Origin of the sequence: Mangrovibacter sp. MFB070, assembly GCF_000705335.1 — a bacterium.
In the GTDB taxonomy this organism is placed as follows: Bacteria; Pseudomonadota; Gammaproteobacteria; order Enterobacterales; family Enterobacteriaceae; genus Mangrovibacter; species Mangrovibacter plantisponsor.
The window spans coordinates 118,362-138,402 of sequence record NZ_JJMI01000050.1 but is presented as its reverse complement, the minus strand read 5'-3'; the positions used below and the strand labels follow the sequence as shown (position 1 = coordinate 138,402).

The following is a 20,041-nucleotide window of genomic DNA, read 5'->3' as shown; positions in this document are numbered from 1 at the left end:
CTCCCCCGGGAGCACGCACGTATCAGTCTTTATCGATTCGGCTGGCGACCGCACCTTGCTGGTCGCGATACTTGGCATCCTGGCGGCGGTTATAAGGCCGGGCTGCCGGGCCGGAAAGCGGTTCAAAACTTAACGCGCCAATCAGCATTCCCGGGCGCAACGCCAGGGGCAATTTACCGGAATTATAGAACTCCAGCACAATACACCCTTGCCAGCCGGGATCAATACGGTGTGCCGTAACGTGCACCATCAGCCCAAGGCGCGCCAAAGATGAACGGCCATCAAGCCAGCCAACTAAATCTGCCGGTAAGGTGACAGACTCCAGCGTAACAGCCAGCGCCAGTTCACCAGGATGCAGGAAAAACGCTTCCTCTTCACCCAGCACAATTTCATCGCTCATGACCCGGTCCAGCGCGGCACTGACTTCCTGTTTCGGGCCGCTCAGGTCTATAAATGCTGCCGTATGCCCACGGAACGTGCGGAATTTATTCCCCAGGCGCACATCGACTGTTGCGCCATTAATACGTTCAACCGGTGGACGCGGCGTAATGGCCAGACGACCTTCGTCGAGCCAGATTTCAATATCACGATCGCAAAGACGCATGGTCATTCTCCTTTCGCGCTTTTTTGCTGCCCCCCGGCCATTCAGGCCGCAGGTGAGTTCACCTACTGTAACCCGAATTAACCAGAGTAAATACCCAGTGCCAGGCAGGGGGCACTGCACACCCCATGCAAACCTGAGGGTTTATTCAAAGAACTGGCTGATTTTTGCCTTGAGAATATCAATCGCGATGCGGTTTTTCCCCCCACGCGGAACAATAATGTCGGCATATTGTTTGGACGGGTCAATAAACTGCAAAAACATGGGGCGCACCGTTTTCTGGTACTGTGCCATCACGGAATCCATAGAACGCCCGCGCTCATTCACATCGCGCTTAATACGGCGCATCAGGCAAATATCCAGCGGTGTATCGACAAAAATGGAAAAATTCATTTCCTGGCGTAACCGTGCATCTGTCAACAACAGGATCCCTTCCAGAATGATGACTTTCTTTGGCTCGATATGCACAGTTTCCACCATCCGGGTATGCTCAACGTAGCTGTATACCGGAAGCTCAATGGGTTTGCCTTGCTTAAGCATTTGCAAATGCTGGAACAGCAGGCTGTGGTCCATTGCGCTGGGGTGGTCATAATTTGTTTTTACGCGATCTTCCATCGAGAGATGGCTTTGATCTTTGTAGTAGCAGTCTTCCGGAATGACACCAATGTGTTCATCACCTACCTGATCGCGCAACTCACGATAGAGAGTACTGGCAATAAGGCTTTTACCTGAAGCCGATGCACCGGCAATCCCGATGATGACGCACTGATGAGACTTGTCAGTCATAAAATTAACGACCTGATTACAGAAAAATGAAGGAAGGGAAACGCGGCGCAGTGCCGCAAACGCGCCAATTATAGGGATTTCCCCTGGCTGATGCCAGTCACCCGCTTTATCAGTGAACGAAAAGTATGCAGAATGCGGGACTTATCGAGAATAATTAACAGGACCCTGCCTATTTTGCCTGTCTGCGTGTATATTTTGTGCTTGAAACATTCTAATGTTTATTACTTGCATAGGAATCAGTAACAGTTTGTACTAGCATGATTTCTTACTATTTCGGTGTTCTGGCCGGGTCTTTCTGAAGCAGTTGGTGCGGATTGCGTGGTAATGACAAAAAATAATAATCATCCCCGGGGATTCCTGACATCTAAGCTTAACCAGTTTTTGGGACTGGGGATTGTCAGCTTTCTGTTTACCGCCTTCTCCCTTGAACTGCTCTTTTCCTCAACACACCTTGCGCCGGTGTGGTTTCCCAGCGCGATTATGATGTGTGCTTTCTGGCGCTTTCCCGTGCGCCAGTGGGCGGCCCCTGCCGTGGCATGTATTGTGGGCAGTGTGTGCGCATCCATGTTGCTGCTGTCTCATGATCAACTGAATTTTATGTTTCCGGTAATCAACCTGGCTGAAGCGGTAACCGGTGCATTATTACTGAAATATTTACTGCCCAATGATTACCCCCTTGAATCCCTGCCAGACTGGCTGAAACTGGTCGTTGCCAGCGCAGTAGTGCCGCCAGTGCTGGGCGGTTTGCTGGTGTTACTGGCAACCTCACCTCATGAACCACTGAATGTTTTCTTTGTTTGGGTCGTGTCAGAAGCCATTGGCTGCCTGGCAATTGTCCCTATTGGGCTACAATTTTCGCCCCAGAGCCTGCGCCGCTTACTGAAAACCCGCAGTTTTCTGGAAACCCTGGCGACCATGGCTGCAACATTGCTGCTGAGCTACCTGGCACTGCGTTTTCTGCCATGGCCGTTCACCTTTGTGATTGTCTTCCTGATGTGGAGCGCCATTCGTCTGCCTCAGGTTGCAGCATTTGCCGTGGCACTGGTGAGCATTATGGGCATTTCCCTGATGTTCGCCCTTGGGCACACCCCTGCCGCCCTGATTACCGGCTCTGAAATTAATACTCACGCTCCCTGGCTGCCTTTCCTGCTGCTGCTCTTGCCTGCACACATCATGACTATGGTGATGCACTCTTTTCGCGAGGAACGTAAAAATATCACCGCCAGTGAAACCCGCTTTCGTAATGCCATGGAACATTCAGCAATTGGAATGGCACTGGTAGGGGTTGACGGGCGCTGGTTGCAGGTCAACAAAGCATTGTGCAAGTTTCTGGGCTACACCCATGACCAGCTACGTAATCTCACCTTCCAGCAAATAACTTTCCCGGAAGATTTGCACACCGACTTGCAGTACATGGATAAACTGCTCAGTGGTGAAATTAACAGCTACTCCATGGAAAAGCGTTACTACAACAGTAAGGGCAATATTGTCTGGGCGTTACTGGCCGTTTCCGTTGTGCGTGATGCCAATAACACGCCACTGTATGTCATTGCCCAGGTTGAAGACATTAACGACCTCAAACATTCAGAATGGATGAACAAGCGCCTGATGGAGCGGATTACGCTGGCAAATGAAGCAGGCGGCATCGGTATCTGGGAGTGGGATATGCTGAACGACCAGATTAGCTGGGATAAGCGCATGTTTGAGCTCTACGGCGTACCCGGCCACCTGAAACCCTCATTCCAGCTGTGGATGGATTGCCTGGTTGAAGATGACCAGCCTGTGGTCAAAACAGAAGTCACAGACGCATTACGGCGTAAAGAGCCGTTCAAGGTGGAGTACCGGATTCAGGTTCAGGAAGAAACCCGCCATATTCGTACCCTGGCAAACCGGGTGCTGAATAAGCAAGGCAACGTGGAGCGTTACCTGGGTATCAGCATGGATATGACCGAGGTTAAACAACTCCATGATGCGCTCTACCAGGAGAAAGAACGCCTGCATATCACCCTGGATGCCATCGGTGAAGCCGTTATTTGTACCGATGTCGATATGCGCATCACCTTTATGAACCCAGTGGCAGAAAAAATGAGTGGCTGGCCGCAGGAGCAGGCGTTTGGCCAGTATATTCTTTCCGTGCTGCATATCACTTTTGGTGAAAACGGCCCGGCTATGGAGAACATCTACAGTGGCGATGCCACCCGCTCAGCCATGGAGCAGGACGTGATTCTGCACTCGCGCACCGGCGACAGTTTCGATATTCACTACTCAATTACTCCACTCAGTACGCTGGATGGCGAAAGTATTGGCACAGTGCTGGTTATTCATGATGTCACTGAGTCTCGCAAAATGCTGCGCCAGTTAACCTACAGTGCGTCACATGATGGCCTGACACACCTTGCCAACCGCGCAAGCTTTGAAAACCACCTGAAACGCCTGTTGGCCAGCGCCGTTGAAAACCGCCAGCAACACGCACTGGTGTTTATTGACCTGGACAGGTTTAAAGCGGTGAATGATACGGCAGGCCATGCAGCGGGCGACAGCCTGTTACGGGAGCTCTCCACGCTGATGCTGAGTTTGCTGCGTAATAACGACTTCCTGGCACGCCTGGGCGGTGATGAATTCGCGCTGTTGTTACCTAACTGCTCTGTGGAAAGCGCCCGCCATATTGCCGAACACATTACCAGCATGATTAATGACTACCACTTTATCTGGGAAGAGCAAACTTACCGGATTGGTGCCAGTGCCGGTATCACGATTATTGACGAACACAATTACGACGCCAATGAGGTACTGTCTCAGGCCGATATCGCCTGTTATGCCTCCAAGAACAGTGGTCGTGGGCGTGTTTCCGTTTTTGAAGCGAAAAAGCACACCAACCAGCGCAAGAAAAACCAGCTGTCTGCAGAAGAACAACAGGCAATTATTGCTCACAACCCGGTACTGATTACCGCTCGCCCTGTTGCTTCACCACGCATTCCGGAAAGTTGCAGTTTCTATTTACTGGGCGTTCAGCTCTGGAATAACGCGGGCGACATGATAGAAGAAAACCATTTCCGTGCCGCGCTGAGCAGCACCGATCTGCACAAAGCACTGGATCTGCGCATGATTGAGTTGTTCTTCAAGGAACATGCGCGACGGGTTATTGTGAAAGGCTTTACTGTAGCACTCTCACTTTCAGTTGCCGGGCTTAACAGCGGAACAGTGGTTGAAACCCTGGTGCGTTTATTACGTGAAACTCGCTTCCCCCCTGCCCGTTTGATGGTGATTGTCGAAAACCAGGTTGTTGGCCGGATAGATGGCCCTGTCAGGCAGGGGCTTGAGCAACTGGTTGATGCCGGTTGTGTATTAGCGCTCAGCCAGGTTGGCGACGATCTCGATATCTTTAACCAGATCCCCCGCCATTTGTTTAAAGCCATATTACTGGAGCAGTCTCTGGTGCAGCATGTGCATGAAAACCTGATGGATGAAATGATGGTGACTATCATCCAGGGCCATGCACAACGCCTGAAATTACAGACTATTGGTGGCCCGGTGGCCCAGGCGATAACCATGGACACCCTGTCGGGGATTGGTATGGATCTTATCTTTGGCGACAGCATCGGCCCGCAGCAGCCACTGGAAGTGCTGCTGAATGGCAGTTATTTTGCGATTAACTGAGTTCTGGCTGCCAGCCTGCATTGTTCCAGATATGCAGTAGCGCCAGTGAACGCCAGGGTGCCCAGCGCCCGGCATAGCGGCGGATTTGTGCGGGCGTCATCCCGGCAAAGCGTTGTTTGATCAGGTAGTCGTCTTCCAGAAACACATCCTGAGCGCCCCACCCGCGCAAAGCAAAATAGCTCGCTGTCCAGCGGCCAATACCCGGCCAGGACATGAGTTGTTTCAGGCCAGCAGAGGTATCTTCCGGTGGGGTCAGCGGGAACTCCTCCGCCACAACCGACTGAGCCAGAGTAATAATGGTTTGTGCGCGGCGTAACGACATACCCAAACTTTTCAGTGCCAGTGGGTCGCAACCGGCAAGTACCTCTGCCTGCGGGAACAATTGCCCGTGAGCGCAGGCCGTTCCGAAAGTGTCTACCAGGCGCGTGGCAAGCTGTGCTGCCATTTTCACACTCACTAACTGGCCCAGAACTGCGCGTACCATTTGCTCAAAAGGGCAGATACAGCCAGGCATCCGAATACCAGGGTTTAGTGCAGCAAGTGGCCCCAGTACCTGGTTAACCTCTTCCGGGTTCAGGCCAAGGTTCAGCCAGTGGCGCACACGCTCCAGGACAATTTCAGCAACCGGTACCAGGCTGGGGCTCAGAGCCACCTGTAAGCGGTGGTGCTGTGGTTCAGGCCGGGCAACCACCAGCCCGGTAACACCACCAATGGTCATTACACGGCTGAACGATTCCTGAGTAATGGCTTCCAGGCCATTTACTGCACGGGCAGCAAGAAACTGGCTCATCCACGCCCAGTCATAGGGTGGGTGGTATGAGATGGTGTATGTTGTATTTTCTGCAGAGCGGGGATTACTGGCTGGGTTTGCTGGCAGCATGAAGTGTCCTTAGGGTGCGGGCAAACAAGGCGGCGCAATGCCGCCATTTGAGCCACATGATAATAGCCACATCCTGCCCGGGCGTCTAACCCGAGGTTTTCTGCCCAGGTGAACAATCTACCCCAGGCGCGGGAAAACACCCGGGCCAATGGGTAAACCGAGTAAATACCAGCTCACCAGCAGAATTAACCACACAGCGAAGAAAATCAGTGGGTAAGGCAGAATCAACGAATAATAAGTCCCCAGGCGTGCTTCGGGGCGATAACGCTGTAAAAAACCCAGGAACAGAGGTACGAACGGCGATACCGGAGCCAATGGTAAAACCGAAGAATCAGCAATGCGGAAAACAATTTGCGCGAATGCCGGGTGAAACCCCAGCAGAATAAAAATGGGAACAAACACGGGCGCCAGCACAGACCAGATGGCTGAGCCACTGGCAATGAACATGCACAGCAAAGAAGAGAGAAACATAAGCCCGATAAATGCCGGTATCCCGGTCATCCCTGAGCCCTGTAACGCATCCGTGATGCCCATCGCCATAAATTTTCCCATGTTGCTCCATGAAAACATCGCCACAAACTGTGCAAGCGGGAAAACCATCACAATAAACCCGGCCATCTCTTTCATGGGTGCAATCATCAAGTCAGGAATATCTGCCTGGCTGCGAATTTGGCGCGTGGAAATACCAAAGGTCAACGACACCACAAAAAAGAACAGGATGATAAGCGGCACAATACCCCGGATGAAGGGAGATGGCAGCACAGTGCCCAAATGAGGATCACGCAACGGCCCCCAGGCGGGAACCACCATTAACGCGACAATGGCAATAAATACCAGCGCCACCAGGCCGGTAATGCGCAGGCCGCGATTTTGTACTGGTGTCAGCACGTCCATTCCCTGTTCCTGCTTTCCAGTCCAGGGGCCAAGACGCGGCTCAATGAATTTATCGGTGATCAGTGCACCAGTGATAGTCAGCACAACCACCGATGTCGCCATAAAAAACCAGTTATCAATCACACTGACATGCAGCGCCGGATTTATACTCTTTGCGGCTTCCGTACTAATACCAGAAAGCAGTACATCAGTGGTTACAATCAGCAAATTAGCGGTAAAACCAGAACCTACCCCGGCGATGGCAGCCAGTAAACCAGCTATGGGATTACGCCCTACAGCAAGAAACATCAGTGCCCCCAAAGGAGGCATCACAACCAGCGCTGCATCGGAAGAGATATGGCTGAAGAAAGCAATAAACACCACCAGATAACTGGCGTAGCGCGCACTCACCCCGGAGGCCATTTTCACCATCAGGCTTTTCAGCAACCCAACTCGCTCAGCGAATCCTGCGCCCAGCACCAGTGCTAAAATCGAGCCCAGTGGGGTAAACCCACTAAAGTTTTTGATGATATTGGGCAATAACCACTGTAAACCGGCAACACTCAGCAGATTTTTTACCCCCACAGCAGCGCCACTCGTTGGGTCCCGCACCGTTGCACCACATCCTGCCAGCACGGCAGACGCTATCATCAGCACTATTATCAGGTAAACAAACAGCAAGAAGGGATGTGGCACTTTGTTACCAAGGCGTTCTACCCAGCGAAACAACCTGCCGGGACGTGAGCGAACTTCCGTTGAGGTCATGGTCATAATGTTTCTCAGTGTTGTGTCTGAATGGTTGTTATTATTGCCAGTGGCCGGCATGGCGCACTGGCATCAGTGACCTGTCAGCTTTGCGCTAATCCCTGCTTCCAGGGAAAGTTACACGCCAGCATGGCATGGGTTTTTACTGCGACTGCCAGTACCTGTTCGTCAAAATCAAACTTCTCGTTATGATGCCCGGCGCTTAAATCGCAACCGAAGATCACATAGGTCGCCTGCCCGCCGTGCGCTTTTACGCGCTCCATCATAAAGGTGGCGTCTTCCGAACCTGCGGGGGCATTTTTGCTGTCCACAACTGAAGTCAGTTCAGGGATCTGTGTTGCCTGCTGGTGTACATAGCGAACCAGCCCGGGGGAAGGCTCGCTGCTTTGCGCAGCGCCCATCAGCGTGATACCCACCTCAACGCCGTACATTTCTGCGGCCGCTTTCACAACAGCCTGCGCCCGTTGCCAGACATATTCATTTATGTCATTCGTGGCTCCGCGCGTTTCGACTTTCATCACAGCCTGCCCCGGTATGACATTGCGCCCACTCCCGCCCTGAAGAACGCCGACGTTAACCCGCGAGGCGCCGCCGCTATGGGGGGCAATACTGTGTAATCCCAGCACAGCCTGAGCAGCTGCCAGCAATGCATTGCGCCCACATTCCGGCGCGGCCCCGGCATGAGCCGCTACCCCGGTAAAACAGGCGTCAAACTTGGTGGTGGCAAGAAAACTGTTACTGCCGCAAACCAGTTCCCCGGCTGGCACACCGGTACCCAAATGTGTCGCGATGAAGTAATCAACATCGTCCACCACACCAGCCTCTGTCATGGCTTTTGCACCGCGGGTACCTTCTTCTGCTGGCTGGAAAATCAATTTGATACGCCCGTTTAACTGGCTTTGCAGCTGTTTGAGCGCTGTTGCCACCCCAAGGCCAATTGCGGTATGCCCGTCATGGGCACAAGCGTGCATCATGCCCGGATTGCATGAGCCAAAGCCGGAGTGATGAGGTAAATGGTTTTCCTGCTGGCTTTCATCCAGATCCAGAGCATCCATATCCACACGCCACGCCAGTGTTGGCCCGGGACGGCCAGTATCCAGCGTGGCGACAATGCCTGTGAATCCACCTTCAAAAAATGGCAACCACTGTGGCAATGCGCCCTGCTCTTGTGCCCGCTGGTATTCCCGGGCCAGCACTGCCTCATCCGGTACACCCATCCGTGCTGATGCGCAGACAACATCTCTGCCCAGTGCCAGTTGATAACCCAACTGGTGCAATGTTTCAGCCACGATGGTGGCAGTGCGAAACTCCACCCATCCTGATTCGGCATAGTGGTGAAAGTCGCGGCGCCACTGGGACAGACGTGGAGTTAATTGGTTAAGAATGGCATCAAGCTCTTGCATAGGGTTTTCCTTTCTGCCCGTAGAGGGTCATCACAGGTGATAATTTTTTCTTATCAAGATGGCGTTATTCATACATAAATAAGCTTATAAACAGGCATTTTTTGCATGAATATTCATTTTTAAGTCTTAAAACCACCATAACCAATGGTGTTTTCTTCGGGAAGATGCAAAATGATTTACGGTGATAAACAAGAGTTATCAGGTGAGAGATGGCAGCACAGATAAAATTTCATCAATTACGCGCTTTTGTGGCAGTTACACGGCACGGGAGTATTCGCAGCGCAAGCCGCCAGTTGAATATTTCCCAACCCGCTTTGACTAAAGCGATTAAAGAGCTGGAAGAGAGTGTGGCCACGCAGTTGTTCACCCGGCGTAGCCACGGCATGAGCCTGACTGAAGCCGGTGAAAGTTTTTTTCAACATGCCAGCCTGATTCTGGAAGAATTACGTGCGGCTCAGGAAGATTTACAACAGCGCCAGGGTTGCGTTTCCGGGCAGGTAAATATTGGGATTGGCACCAGCATTTCGCGCAGTGTAATGCCGGAAGTTATTAAACGCTTTCACCGCCAGTACCCCGGTGTCCGTGTGCGGATAATGGAAGGTCAGTTGGTGAATATGCTGCATGAATTGCGCCAGGGAGAGCTGGATTTTACGATAAACACCTATTACCAAAGCCCCTACGACCATGAACTGACTTTTGAGAAATTAATGGCGAAGCGCTATGCGGTATTTGCCCGTAAAGGCCACCCGGCAAGTGAAATAAGCCGCCTGGACGAATTAATGGACTGGGAATGGACGATGCCAACACCACGGGGGAGTTATTACCGACAGCTCCATGAGCTGTTTGCCAGCCGCGGGCTGGCTCCCAATGTTTCTGTGGTATGTGAAACTTTCACGGCCTGCAGTAGCCTGGTAGCTCACAGTGATTTCTTAAGTATTTTACCGGCAGCACTGGCAGATGACGCGGGGCTGGCTCCATTGTTACAACGCCTGCCGCTGGATGAATCACTGCCGCTCGCAACCTTTTATTTAATTCAGCGCCGCGATACCACACCAGCGCCCATAACCTCAGCACTGATGCAACTATTCCGGCTGATATGCCATAGCGAACCGGCATGAAGCCCGTTCCTGGTGTTCATTATTGAAAGCCTGCCAGCAGGCTGGCGGAAAATCAGTGATTAATCAGTGCCAGTAGCGCAGCCTGAATCTCTGGCTGCATTATGATTATTAATACTAATAGTATTTAATGTAATTAATACCACCACTCGCCTGCGACTGATATTTTCAATAACCGATGAAAAATAAACAGAAAAACCAATCTCCAGATAAATGCTGATTTAAAACAACAATAAATTGCGCGCGGTGTATTAATTACCCACCCTGTATTATAATAGTTTACCAGGTAACAATTACATCACGCAGGAAAAATACTTAACGCATAATTTAACTATGCCGAATGTTATTGTTCAGCCTGCGTTTACTGCCATTTTCTGTATCGGAACTGTTATGAAAAAAACACGTATTTTTCTGCCCGCTCTGGTGGCTGTGCTACTCACACCTGTTGCCATTGCCAGCGTTGAGGTGAGCGGTGGGAGTATTGATAAAGGTAGTATCGAAAAACCGACCATTGAAAAACCCCGTGTCGTTGGGCCACAGGTTAAAGTTGGTGTTCACGGTGTCCGGGTTGAAAAGCCCCATGTGGAAGGCCCTAAAATCAATGGCCCGGTAGTAGAAAAACCGCATGTCACGGCACCTGAAATCACCATCAAACCGGGTGTTAAAAAACACTAACCGGGTCGTTGTGTTATTCGGGCAGCAATCAATAGCACATAAAGCATAATAACCTGCAGCAGACTTCCTCTGCAGCGCACTCCTGTTTCCCCTATATTCCATTTGCCGTCAGTGCCACATTCCGCTAAAGTCCTGCCCCTTCTTCACTGGCATGGGGATAATGAGGCATTATGTTTATTGGTTTTGATTACGGTACAGCGAACTGCTCCGTGGCGGTGATGCGTGATGGCAAACCCACAATGTTAAAACTGGAAGGCGACAGTGTTTTATTGCCTTCCATGTTAAGTGCGCCTGCACGTGAAGCCGTCAGTGAATGGCTTTATCGCCACCAGAATGTAAGCTTTGAAGACGCGGAATCTGCGGCGTTGTTACGCCGGGCTATCAGTGCCAACCGTTTAGAAGATATCGAAGTGACTGCGCAGAGTGTCCAGTTCGGGCTGACATCACTGCGCCAGTATATAGAAGACCCGGAAGAAGTCTGGTTTGTTAAATCACCCAAGTCATTTCTTGGCGCGAGTGGGTTAAAACCCCAGCAAGTCGCGTTCTTTGAAGACCTGGTGTGCGCTATGATGCGCCATATACGCCAGCAGGCCGAAAACCAGTTACAGGAAACAGTCAGCCAGGCCGTCATTGGCCGCCCGATTAACTTCCAGGGGTTGGGTGGCGAAGAAGCTAACCAACAGGCTCAGGGTATTTTGGCCCGGGCAGCGGCGCGAGCCGGCTTCAGCGATATCGAATTCCAGTTTGAACCTGTTGCCGCCGGGCTTGATTATGAAGCCTCGCTGAGCCAGGAACAGCGCGTGCTGGTTGTGGATATCGGTGGGGGTACCACCGACTGCTCTTTCCTGTTGATGGGCCCGCAATGGCACAACCAGTCTGCGCGTGAATCCAGCCTGATTGGGCACAGTGGTTGCCGCGTTGGGGGCAATGATCTGGATATCATGCTGGCATTTCGCCAGTTAATGCCCGCTCTGGGGATGGGTGGGCTCACCGAAAAAGGCATTGCGCTGCCCATTCTTCCCTGGTGGAATGCCGTCGCGATAAACGATGTTCCGGCACAAACCGAGTTCTACAGCAAAGAAACCGGGCGGTTGTTGCAGACCCTGATTCGTGATGCCCGCGAACCTGAGCAGGTTACTCGCCTGTTGAAAGTGTGGCGTAATCGCCTGAGTTACCGCCTGGTGCGCAGTGCGGAAGAAGCAAAAATAGCGCTTTCCCAGGCCGATGAAACCGGTACAACACTTGATTTCATTGCAGATTCGCTGGCTGTGGGTACACATAAGGCGGAACTGGAAAGTGCTATTGAGCAACCGCTGCAACGGATCCTTGAGCAGGTCAACCTGGCGCTTAGCCAGGCAGATACGCAGCCGGATGTGATTTACCTGACCGGCGGCAGCGCACGCTCGCCCATTATTCGCCAGGCGTTGCAACAAACACTGCCAGGTATTGCCATTGTCGGTGGCGATGACTTTGGCTCTGTTACAGCAGGCCTTGCCCGTTGGGCAGGGGTTATTTTCCGCTAACTGCCGGCCCCCGGCCCGGAGAGTGTTAAACCGTTCTCCGGGCCGGCAATATACTCACTGTTATGCATTTTTGGCGGCCTGCAACGCGTTTTGCGAGCCAGACTGAATAAATTTTTGTGATATAAAACGGCGTTCCAGACTGTTCCATACAGTCTTCCATTTTTCCTTCATTTTTATAGGTTCCCACCTCTTTAAACTAGTATGATTAACGCCCACTGGTTTTAAGGAAGAGACAACTATTCCATGAAGAGCGCGACAAAAACACGCTGGTATTTTGGTGCAGGGCTAACTATTGCCATTATTATTGCAGCCGTTTGGTACAACCGGCATGAAACAAATACCAATGGAGTGGATGGAACTAAAACCAGCCAGTCACGCCCGGGGAGTAATGGGCGCCATAGCATGCGCCCTCTTGCCCCTGTGCAGGCGGCCACAGCGCAAAGCCAGGCAGTGCCCCACTACCTGAGTGGGCTTGGAACCGTAACCGCAGCCAATACCGCCACAGTGCGCAGCCGGGTAAATGGGCAGTTAATTGCCATTCATTTTAAAGAAGGCCAGCAAGTAAACGCTGGCGACCTGCTGGCAGAAATTGACCCCAGTGAATTTACCGTTGCACTGGAACAGGCTGAAGGCCAGCTGGCAAAAGACCAGGCAACGCTGGCAAATGCCCGGCGTGACCTTGCGCGTTACCAGCAACTGGCAAAAACCAGTCTGGTTTCCCGCCAGGAGCTGGATGCCCAACAGGCACTGGTTGCAGAAAGTGCAGGGACAGTAAAAGCAGACCAGGCGGCAGTTGACAGCGCCCGGTTACAACTGAGCTGGAGCCGGGTAACGGCACCTATTTCCGGGCGTGTTGGCCTGAAACAGGTTGATATCGGCAACCAAATTTCTACCAGCGACACCACCGGCATTGTGGTTATCACCCAAACGCATCCCATTGACGTTATTTTCACGCTCCCGGAAAGCGATATTGCGCAAATTGTCACAGCACAACATGCCGGTAAAACCCTTGAAGTGGATGCGTGGGATCGCACTAACACCAAAAAGCTTGCCAGTGGCGAATTACTGAGCCTCGATAACCAGATTGATGCCACAACTGGCACCATCAAACTCAAAGCCCGTTTTACTAACGGTGACGACACTCTGTTTCCCAACCAGTTTGTTAACGCGCGCATGCTGGTTGATACCCAACAAAATGCGGTTGTTATTCCGGTTGCCGCCCTGCAAATGGGCAATGAAGGCAATTTTGTATGGGTGCTGAATAGCGAAAATAAAGTCAGTAAGCATCTGGTAACGCCCGGCATTCAGGATAACCAGCAGGTGGTGATTACTGCCGGGATTTCTGCCGGAGACCGGGTAGTAACAGATGGTATAGACCGGTTAACTGAGGGTGTAACCGTCGAGGTCGTTGACCCACAACAGACATCGGCCCAGGCAGCTCAGCACCCGGCTGAAACCAGAAAATCGCACTCAGGCCAGCATAAAGGAGCGCGTTCCTAATGCAGGTATTACCACCCAGCACCACCGGCGGCCCTTCCCGGCAGTTTATTCTGCGCCCGGTAGCCACCACGCTGTTTATGGTGGCGATATTGCTTGCCGGGATAATCGGTTACCGTTTTCTGCCTGTTTCAGCGCTGCCAGAAGTGGATTACCCCACCATCCAGGTGGTCACGCTCTACCCGGGAGCCAGCCCGGATGTCGTGACCTCGGCCATTACTGCGCCACTGGAGCGGCAATTTGGGCAGATGTCTGGCCTGAAACAAATGTCATCGCAAAGTGCCGGGGGCGCTTCGGTGGTGACATTGCAGTTCCAGTTAACCCTGCCGCTTGATGTCGCTGAACAGGAAGTTCAGGCCGCGATTAACGCCGCCACCAGCCTGCTGCCCAACGACCTGCCCAACCCGCCGGTTTACAGTAAAGTTAACCCGGCAGACCCACCAATAATGACGCTGGCGGTAACGTCTTCCGCCCTGCCCCTGACCCAGGTGCAGGATTTAGTGGAAACCCGTATTGCCCAAAAAATTGCCCAGGTAAATGGCGTAGGTATGGTTGGGGTGTCTGGCGGGCAACGCCCGGCGGTGCGGGTTAAACTCAATGCCCAGGCGCTGGCCGGGCTGGGTATCAGCACAGAAACCGTGCGCAGTGCTATCAGCAACGCTAATGTGAATTCTGCCACGGGTAGTCTGGATGGCCCGGAGCGTGCAATCACTATTTCCGCCAATGACCAGATGAAAACGGTACAGGAATACCGCGACCTGATTATTGCATATGTTAACGGGGCTGCCGTGCACCTTGGCGATGTCGCCACCGTTGAACAGGGGGCAGAGAATGCCTGGCTTGGTGCATGGTCAAACCATGAACCGGCTATTGTCATGAATGTTCAGCGCCAGCCTGGCGCCAATATTATTGAAACCGCCGACAGTATTCGCGCACTGCTACCCGGCCTGAAAGAAAGCCTGCCCAAATCTGTTCACCTGGCGCTGGTAGCTGACCGGACTAATAATATTCGGGCTTCAGTAGAAGACACCCAGTCTGAGCTGTTGCTGGCAATTGCGCTGGTAGTCATGATTATCTACCTGTTTTTGCGCAATGTTCCGGCCACAATTATTCCAGCAGTGGCCGTACCGCTTTCCCTTGTAGGCACTTTCGCGGTCATGGTGTTTCTCGATTTCTCCATCAACAACCTGACACTAATGGCTCTGACCATCGCTACCGGGTTTGTGGTGGACGACGCAATCGTGGTGATTGAAAACATCTCCCGGTATATCGAAAAAGGCGAAAAACCACTGGCAGCCGCACTGAAAGGTGCCGGGGAGATAGGCTTTACCATTATTTCGCTTACGGTGTCTCTGATTGCGGTACTCATTCCGTTGCTGTTTATGGGTGACATCGTGGGGCGGTTATTTCGGGAATTCGCCATCACCCTCGCTGTAGCAATTTTAATCTCGGCCGTGGTTTCGCTAACCTTAACGCCTATGATGTGCGCCCGTATGCTCAGCCATGAATCCCTGCGCAAACAAAACCGTTTTTCTCTGGCCTGCGAGCGTTTCTTTGAGTGGGTTATTGCCGGTTATGGCCGTGGGCTGAACCGGGTATTGCAACACCCGTGGCTCACGTTGAGTGTGGCATTTGGAACCCTGGCGCTGACTATTTTGCTGTGGGTCTGGATTCCGAAGGGATTTTTCCCGGTGCAGGATAACGGCATTATTCAGGGTACTTTGCAGGCTCCACAGTCGGCTTCTTTTGCCAGCATGTCGCAGCGCCAGGCGCAGGTGGCCGACCTGCTTCTGAAAGACCCGGATGTAGCGAGCATGACCAGTTTTATTGGGGTGGATGGCACCAACCCGGCACTGAACAGCGCGCGCATCCAAATAAACCTGAAACCGCTCAGTGAGCGTGATGACAGGGTTTCAGAAGTAATTCAGCGCCTGCAGGATAAAGTAGCGACGCTGCCCGGTGTCACGCTGTACCTACAACCGGTACAGGACCTGACGATTGATACCACCGTCAGCCGCACGCAATACCAGTTTACCCTGCAGGCCAATACGCTGGATGCCCTGAGCACCTGGGTACCCAGGCTGATGGCTCAACTAAAAACGCTGCCTGAACTGGCTGATGTCAGTAGTGACTGGCAGGACCAGGGCTTACAGGCCATGGTGAAAGTGGATCGCGACAGCGCAAGCCGCCTGGGTATCTCAATGGCAGATGTAGACAATGCGCTGTACAACGCCTTCGGCCAGCGCCTGATATCCACTATTTATACCCAGTCCAACCAGTATCGGGTGGTGCTTGAGCATGATACCCACAACACACCAGGTCTGGATGCGCTCAGCGGTATCCGCCTGGTGAGCAGCAATGGCGGGATGGTGCCACTGAGCGCCATTGCCCAGGTTGAGCAGCGCCATATGCCGCTTACCATTAACCACCTGGACCAGTTCCCCTCTACCACCATTTCGTTCAATGTGGCAAAAGGCGCCTCATTGGGCGAAGCCGTGGAAGCCATACTGGCAGCAGAAAAAGAGATGGATTTCCCGGCCGATATCATGACCGCCTTCCAGGGCAGTACACTGGCGTTCCAGGCGGCACTGAGCAGCACAGTGTGGCTGATTATTGCCGCCATTGCCGCAATGTATATTGTGCTGGGTATTTTGTACGAAAGCTTTATTCACCCAATAACCATACTGTCCACACTGCCTACCGCCGGGCTGGGCGCATTGCTGGCGTTTATGGTTTCAGGCTATGAACTGGATGTGATTGCGATAATCGGCATTATTTTGCTGATTGGTATTGTGAAGAAAAACGCCATCATGATGATAGATTTCGCCCTGGCGGCAGAGCGCGAGCAAGGCATGCCACCACGCGAGGCGATTTACCAGGCCTGCCTGTTGCGTTTTCGCCCTATTCTCATGACCACCCTCGCCGCACTACTTGGCGCACTGCCACTGATGCTCAGTACCGGGGTGGGCGCAGAACTGCGCCGCCCGCTGGGAATAGGTATGGTGGGCGGTTTGCTGGTCAGCCAGGTGCTGACACTGTTTACCACCCCGGTTATCTATTTGCTGTTCGACCGCCTTTCTCACTGGCTGCGTAGCCGTTTGCCGCGCCACGAGGAGGCCTGAGTGCGCTTTTTTGCTCTGTTTATCTACCGCCCTGTTGCCACCATTCTGATTTCGGTGGCAATAACACTGTGTGGGGTTCTCGGGTTCAGGCTGCTGCCTGTCGCCCCTCTGCCCCAGGTGGATTTCCCGGTAATTATGGTAAGCGCGTCACTACCGGGCGCGTCGCCAGAAACCATGGCATCGTCGGTTGCCACGCCGCTGGAACGCTCATTAGGCCGCATAGCCGGCATTAATGAAATGACGTCCACCAGCTCGCTGGGTAGCACCAGAATCATCCTGCAATTTGAACTCAGCCGGGATATTAACGGCGCGGCACGGGATGTGCAGGCAGCAATAAATGCCGCGCAAAGTTTGCTGCCAACCGGCATGCCTTCGCGGCCAACTTACCGTAAAGCTAACCCGTCAGATATGCCCATCATGATTCTGACGCTGACGTCCGACACGCTGTCGCAAGGGGAATTATATGATTTCGCCTCCACGCAACTGGCGCAAAATATTGCCCAGATAGATGGCGTTGGCGATGTGGATGTTGGTGGCAGCTCATTGCCTGCGGTTCGGGTGGATTTAAACCCACAGGCACTGTTTAACCAGGGTGTTTCGCTGGATGCCGTGCGAACAGCTATCAGTAACGCCAATGTGCGTAAACCTCAGGGCGCAATCGAAGACAACACCCATCGCTGGCAGTTACAAACCAATGATGAACTGAAAACAGCCGCTGAATACCGCCCGCTGGTTATTCATTACAACAATGGCGCAGCCGTGCGGTTAGGTGACGTAGCGAATGTCACTGACTCTGTGCAGGATGTACGCAATGCCGGGATGACCAATGCTCAGCCCGCTATATTGCTGATGATCCGTAAACTGCCTGAAGCCAATATTATTCAAACTGTTGACCGAATTCGTGCACGGCTGCCGGAGCTGGAGCAAACCATTCCGGCAGCCGTTAATGTTCACATAGCCCAGGACTCCTCTCCCACTATCCGTGCTTCACTTGCCGAAGTGGAGCAGGCACTGTGTATCTCGGTGGCGCTGGTTATCCTGGTGGTGTATCTGTTCCTGCGCTCCGGCCCGGCAACATTAATTCCGGCTGTGGCGGTGCCTGTCTCCCTGATAGGCACCTTTGCGGCCATGTATTTGTGCGGCTTCAGCCTGAACAACCTCTCGCTGATGGCGCTCACCATTGCCACCGGGTTTGTGGTGGATGATGCCATTGTGGTGCTGGAAAATATTTCCCGGCACCTGGAAGCCGGAGTAAAACCGTTACAGGCCGCGTTGCAGGGCGCCCGTGAAGTGGGCTTCACCGTGCTTTCCATGAGTGTTTCGCTGGTTGCTGTATTCCTGCCGTTATTGCTGATGGGCGGTTTGCCCGGCCGGTTATTCCGCGAATTTGCCGTCACACTTTCGGTGTCTATTGCGATTTCGATGGTGGTTTCCCTGACACTCACCCCCATGATGTGTGGCTGGCTGCTGAAAAACCCTAAACCCGGGGCTAAGCAACAAGGTGCGGGGCGTTTGATGCTGGCTGTGCAGGGCGGCTATGCCCGTTCGCTCGCCGTGGCACTGAAATACAAACGCCTCATAGGTGTGCTGCTTCTGGCGACAATCGGGCTCAATATCTGGCTGTATATCGCAGTACCCAAAACCCTGATGCCAGAACAGGATACCGGGCGAATCATGGGGAATATTCGCGCCGACCAGAGCATTTCATTCCAGGCAATGCGCGGCAAATTACAAGACTTCATGAAAATCATCCGTGAAGACCCGGCAGTAGATAACGTGACCGGTTTTACCGGGGGTTCCCGGGTTAACAGCGGCATGATGTTTATCTCGCTGAAGCCACGCAGTGAACGCAAAGAAACGGCGCAACAGGTGATAGACCGCCTACGGGTAAAACTGGCAAAAGAGCCCGGTGCCACGCTGTTCTTAATGGCAATGCAGGATTTAAGAGTTGGTGGGCGGCAGGCAAATGCCAGCTACCAGTATACGCTTTTGTCAGACGACCTCAGCGCCCTGCGCATATGGGAGCCGAAGATTCGCCAGGCACTGGCCGCTCTGCCGGAACTCACTGATGTTAACTCAGACCAGCAGGACAAAGGCTCAGAACTGGCACTGACCTACGACCGGGCCACGTTATCGCGCCTGGGAATTAACGTAGCGGATGCCAATGGCCTGCTTAACAATGCCTTCGGGCAACGCCAGATTTCAACCATCTACCAGCCGATGAACCAGTACAAAGTGGTGATGGAAGTTGACCCCCGCTATACCCAGGATGCCAGCGCACTGGAGAAAATGTTTATTATCAACAGTGAAGGTAAGCCCATTCCACTCTCGTGGTTCGCCAAATGGTTACCTGCCAATGCACCACTTTCGGTTAACCACCAGGGGCTTTCGGCTGCCTCAACCATTGCTTTTAACTTGCCTGATGGCGTGTCTTTATCGCAGGCCAGCGATGCCATTGACCGCACCATGACTGCACTGGGTGTACCGTCCAGTGTGCGTGGTACCTGGGCGGGTACTGCACAAATTTTCCAGCAAACAATGAACTCCCAGCTCATTTTGATTCTGGCCGCAATTGCCACAGTCTATATTGTGCTGGGTATGCTGTATGAAAGTTATATTCACCCGCTGACCATTCTTTCTACGCTGCCCTCTGCCGGGGTTGGTGCGTTACTGGCCCTGGAGATGTTCAGCACGCCTTTCAGCCTGATTGCGTTAATTGGCATTATGTTACTGATTGGTATCGTCAAGAAAAACGCCATTATGTTGGTTGATTTTGCCCTTGAAGCCATGCGTAGCAGCAATATTTCCGCGCGGGATGCCATTTTCCAGGCCTGCCTGCTGCGTTTCAGGCCCATTATGATGACAACGCTGGCGTCCATTTTCGGCGCACTGCCTCTGGTACTGGCAACCGGCGATGGCGCTGAATTACGCCAGCCGCTGGGGATTACCATTGTCGGTGGCCTGGTAGTAAGCCAACTGTTAACGCTGTATACCACCCCGGTGGTGTTTTTGTTTTTTGACCGTTTGCGGCCTGGCAGCCGGGCTCGGGAAAACCAACATGTACAACTGGCTGGTGAGTAACACTGGCTTTTTCACCCGCAAGGCTTAACACGCCGTAGCGGATATTGACTGAACTGGAGCCCT

Annotated in this window: 12 protein-coding genes; 7 read left to right on the top strand and 5 right to left on the bottom strand. The window is 52.8% G+C overall.

Going from position 1 to position 20,041, the window contains the following annotated elements:
* Window positions 1-22: 22 nt before the first annotated feature.
* A complete protein-coding gene (gene dcd / locus DT73_RS21600; RefSeq protein ID WP_036115024.1) occupies window positions 23-604 on the bottom strand; it encodes a dCTP deaminase in 582 nt (193 codons plus the stop codon).
* A 141-nt stretch (window positions 605-745) separates the two neighbouring features.
* Complete coding sequence (gene udk, locus DT73_RS21595) at window positions 746-1,387, bottom strand: uridine kinase (protein WP_036115019.1); 642 nt, start codon at window positions 1,385-1,387, stop codon at window positions 746-748.
* A gap of 324 nt (window positions 1,388-1,711) precedes the next feature.
* Here udk and DT73_RS21590 point away from each other — a divergent pair, with 324 nt between their 5' ends.
* Window positions 1,712-5,044 carry a diguanylate cyclase gene (locus DT73_RS21590; protein ID WP_036115014.1) on the top strand — a complete coding sequence of 1,111 codons (3,333 nt, stop codon included), beginning with the start codon at window positions 1,712-1,714 and terminating at the stop codon, window positions 5,042-5,044.
* Here the strand turns inward: DT73_RS21590 and alkA are convergent.
* The 3 genes from alkA to DT73_RS21575 all read right to left on the bottom strand — a co-directional run bounded on the left by alkA (window position 5,037) and on the right by DT73_RS21575 (window position 8,965).
* The gene (gene alkA / locus DT73_RS21585) at window positions 5,037-5,924 is read right to left on the bottom strand and encodes a DNA-3-methyladenine glycosylase 2 (protein WP_051691509.1); all 888 of its coding nucleotides are present in this window, start codon (window positions 5,922-5,924) and stop codon (window positions 5,037-5,039) included. The two genes, DT73_RS21590 and alkA, sit on opposite strands and share 8 nt — an antisense overlap.
* A gap of 117 nt (window positions 5,925-6,041) precedes the next feature.
* Window positions 6,042-7,568 carry a p-aminobenzoyl-glutamate transporter gene (abgT, locus tag DT73_RS21580; RefSeq protein WP_036115319.1) on the bottom strand — a complete coding sequence of 509 codons (1,527 nt, stop codon included), beginning with the start codon at window positions 7,566-7,568 and terminating at the stop codon, window positions 6,042-6,044.
* 77 nt (window positions 7,569-7,645) lie between these two features.
* Window positions 7,646-8,965 carry a M20 family metallo-hydrolase gene (locus tag DT73_RS21575; RefSeq protein ID WP_036115010.1) on the bottom strand — a complete coding sequence of 440 codons (1,320 nt, stop codon included), beginning with the start codon at window positions 8,963-8,965 and terminating at the stop codon, window positions 7,646-7,648.
* 209 nt (window positions 8,966-9,174) lie between these two features.
* Between DT73_RS21575 and DT73_RS21570 the strand changes: the two genes are divergently transcribed.
* From DT73_RS21570 to mdtC, 6 genes are all read left to right on the top strand, one after another.
* Window positions 9,175-10,083, top strand: coding sequence for a LysR family transcriptional regulator (locus tag DT73_RS21570; RefSeq protein WP_036115006.1), 909 nt, complete (start codon window positions 9,175-9,177; stop codon window positions 10,081-10,083).
* A 387-nt stretch (window positions 10,084-10,470) separates the two neighbouring features.
* Window positions 10,471-10,755 carry a hypothetical protein gene (locus DT73_RS21565; RefSeq protein WP_152552560.1) on the top strand — a complete coding sequence of 95 codons (285 nt, stop codon included), beginning with the start codon at window positions 10,471-10,473 and terminating at the stop codon, window positions 10,753-10,755.
* Between the two features lie 170 nt (window positions 10,756-10,925).
* Window positions 10,926-12,278, top strand: a complete 1,353-nt coding sequence (yegD, locus tag DT73_RS21560) for a molecular chaperone (protein WP_036115000.1) — start codon at window positions 10,926-10,928, stop codon at window positions 12,276-12,278.
* A 243-nt stretch (window positions 12,279-12,521) separates the two neighbouring features.
* Complete coding sequence (locus tag DT73_RS21555) at window positions 12,522-13,778, top strand: MdtA/MuxA family multidrug efflux RND transporter periplasmic adaptor subunit (RefSeq protein ID WP_036114997.1); 1,257 nt, start codon at window positions 12,522-12,524, stop codon at window positions 13,776-13,778.
* Window positions 13,778-16,897: an MdtB/MuxB family multidrug efflux RND transporter permease subunit gene (locus DT73_RS21550; RefSeq protein WP_036114993.1), complete on the top strand. Its 3,120-nt coding sequence runs from the start codon at window positions 13,778-13,780 to the stop codon at window positions 16,895-16,897. Before DT73_RS21555 ends, DT73_RS21550 begins: the two co-directional genes overlap by 1 nt.
* Window positions 16,898-19,978, top strand: coding sequence for a multidrug efflux RND transporter permease subunit MdtC (gene mdtC, locus DT73_RS21545; protein ID WP_036114990.1), 3,081 nt, complete (start codon window positions 16,898-16,900; stop codon window positions 19,976-19,978).
* Window positions 19,979-20,041 lie beyond the last annotated feature (63 nt).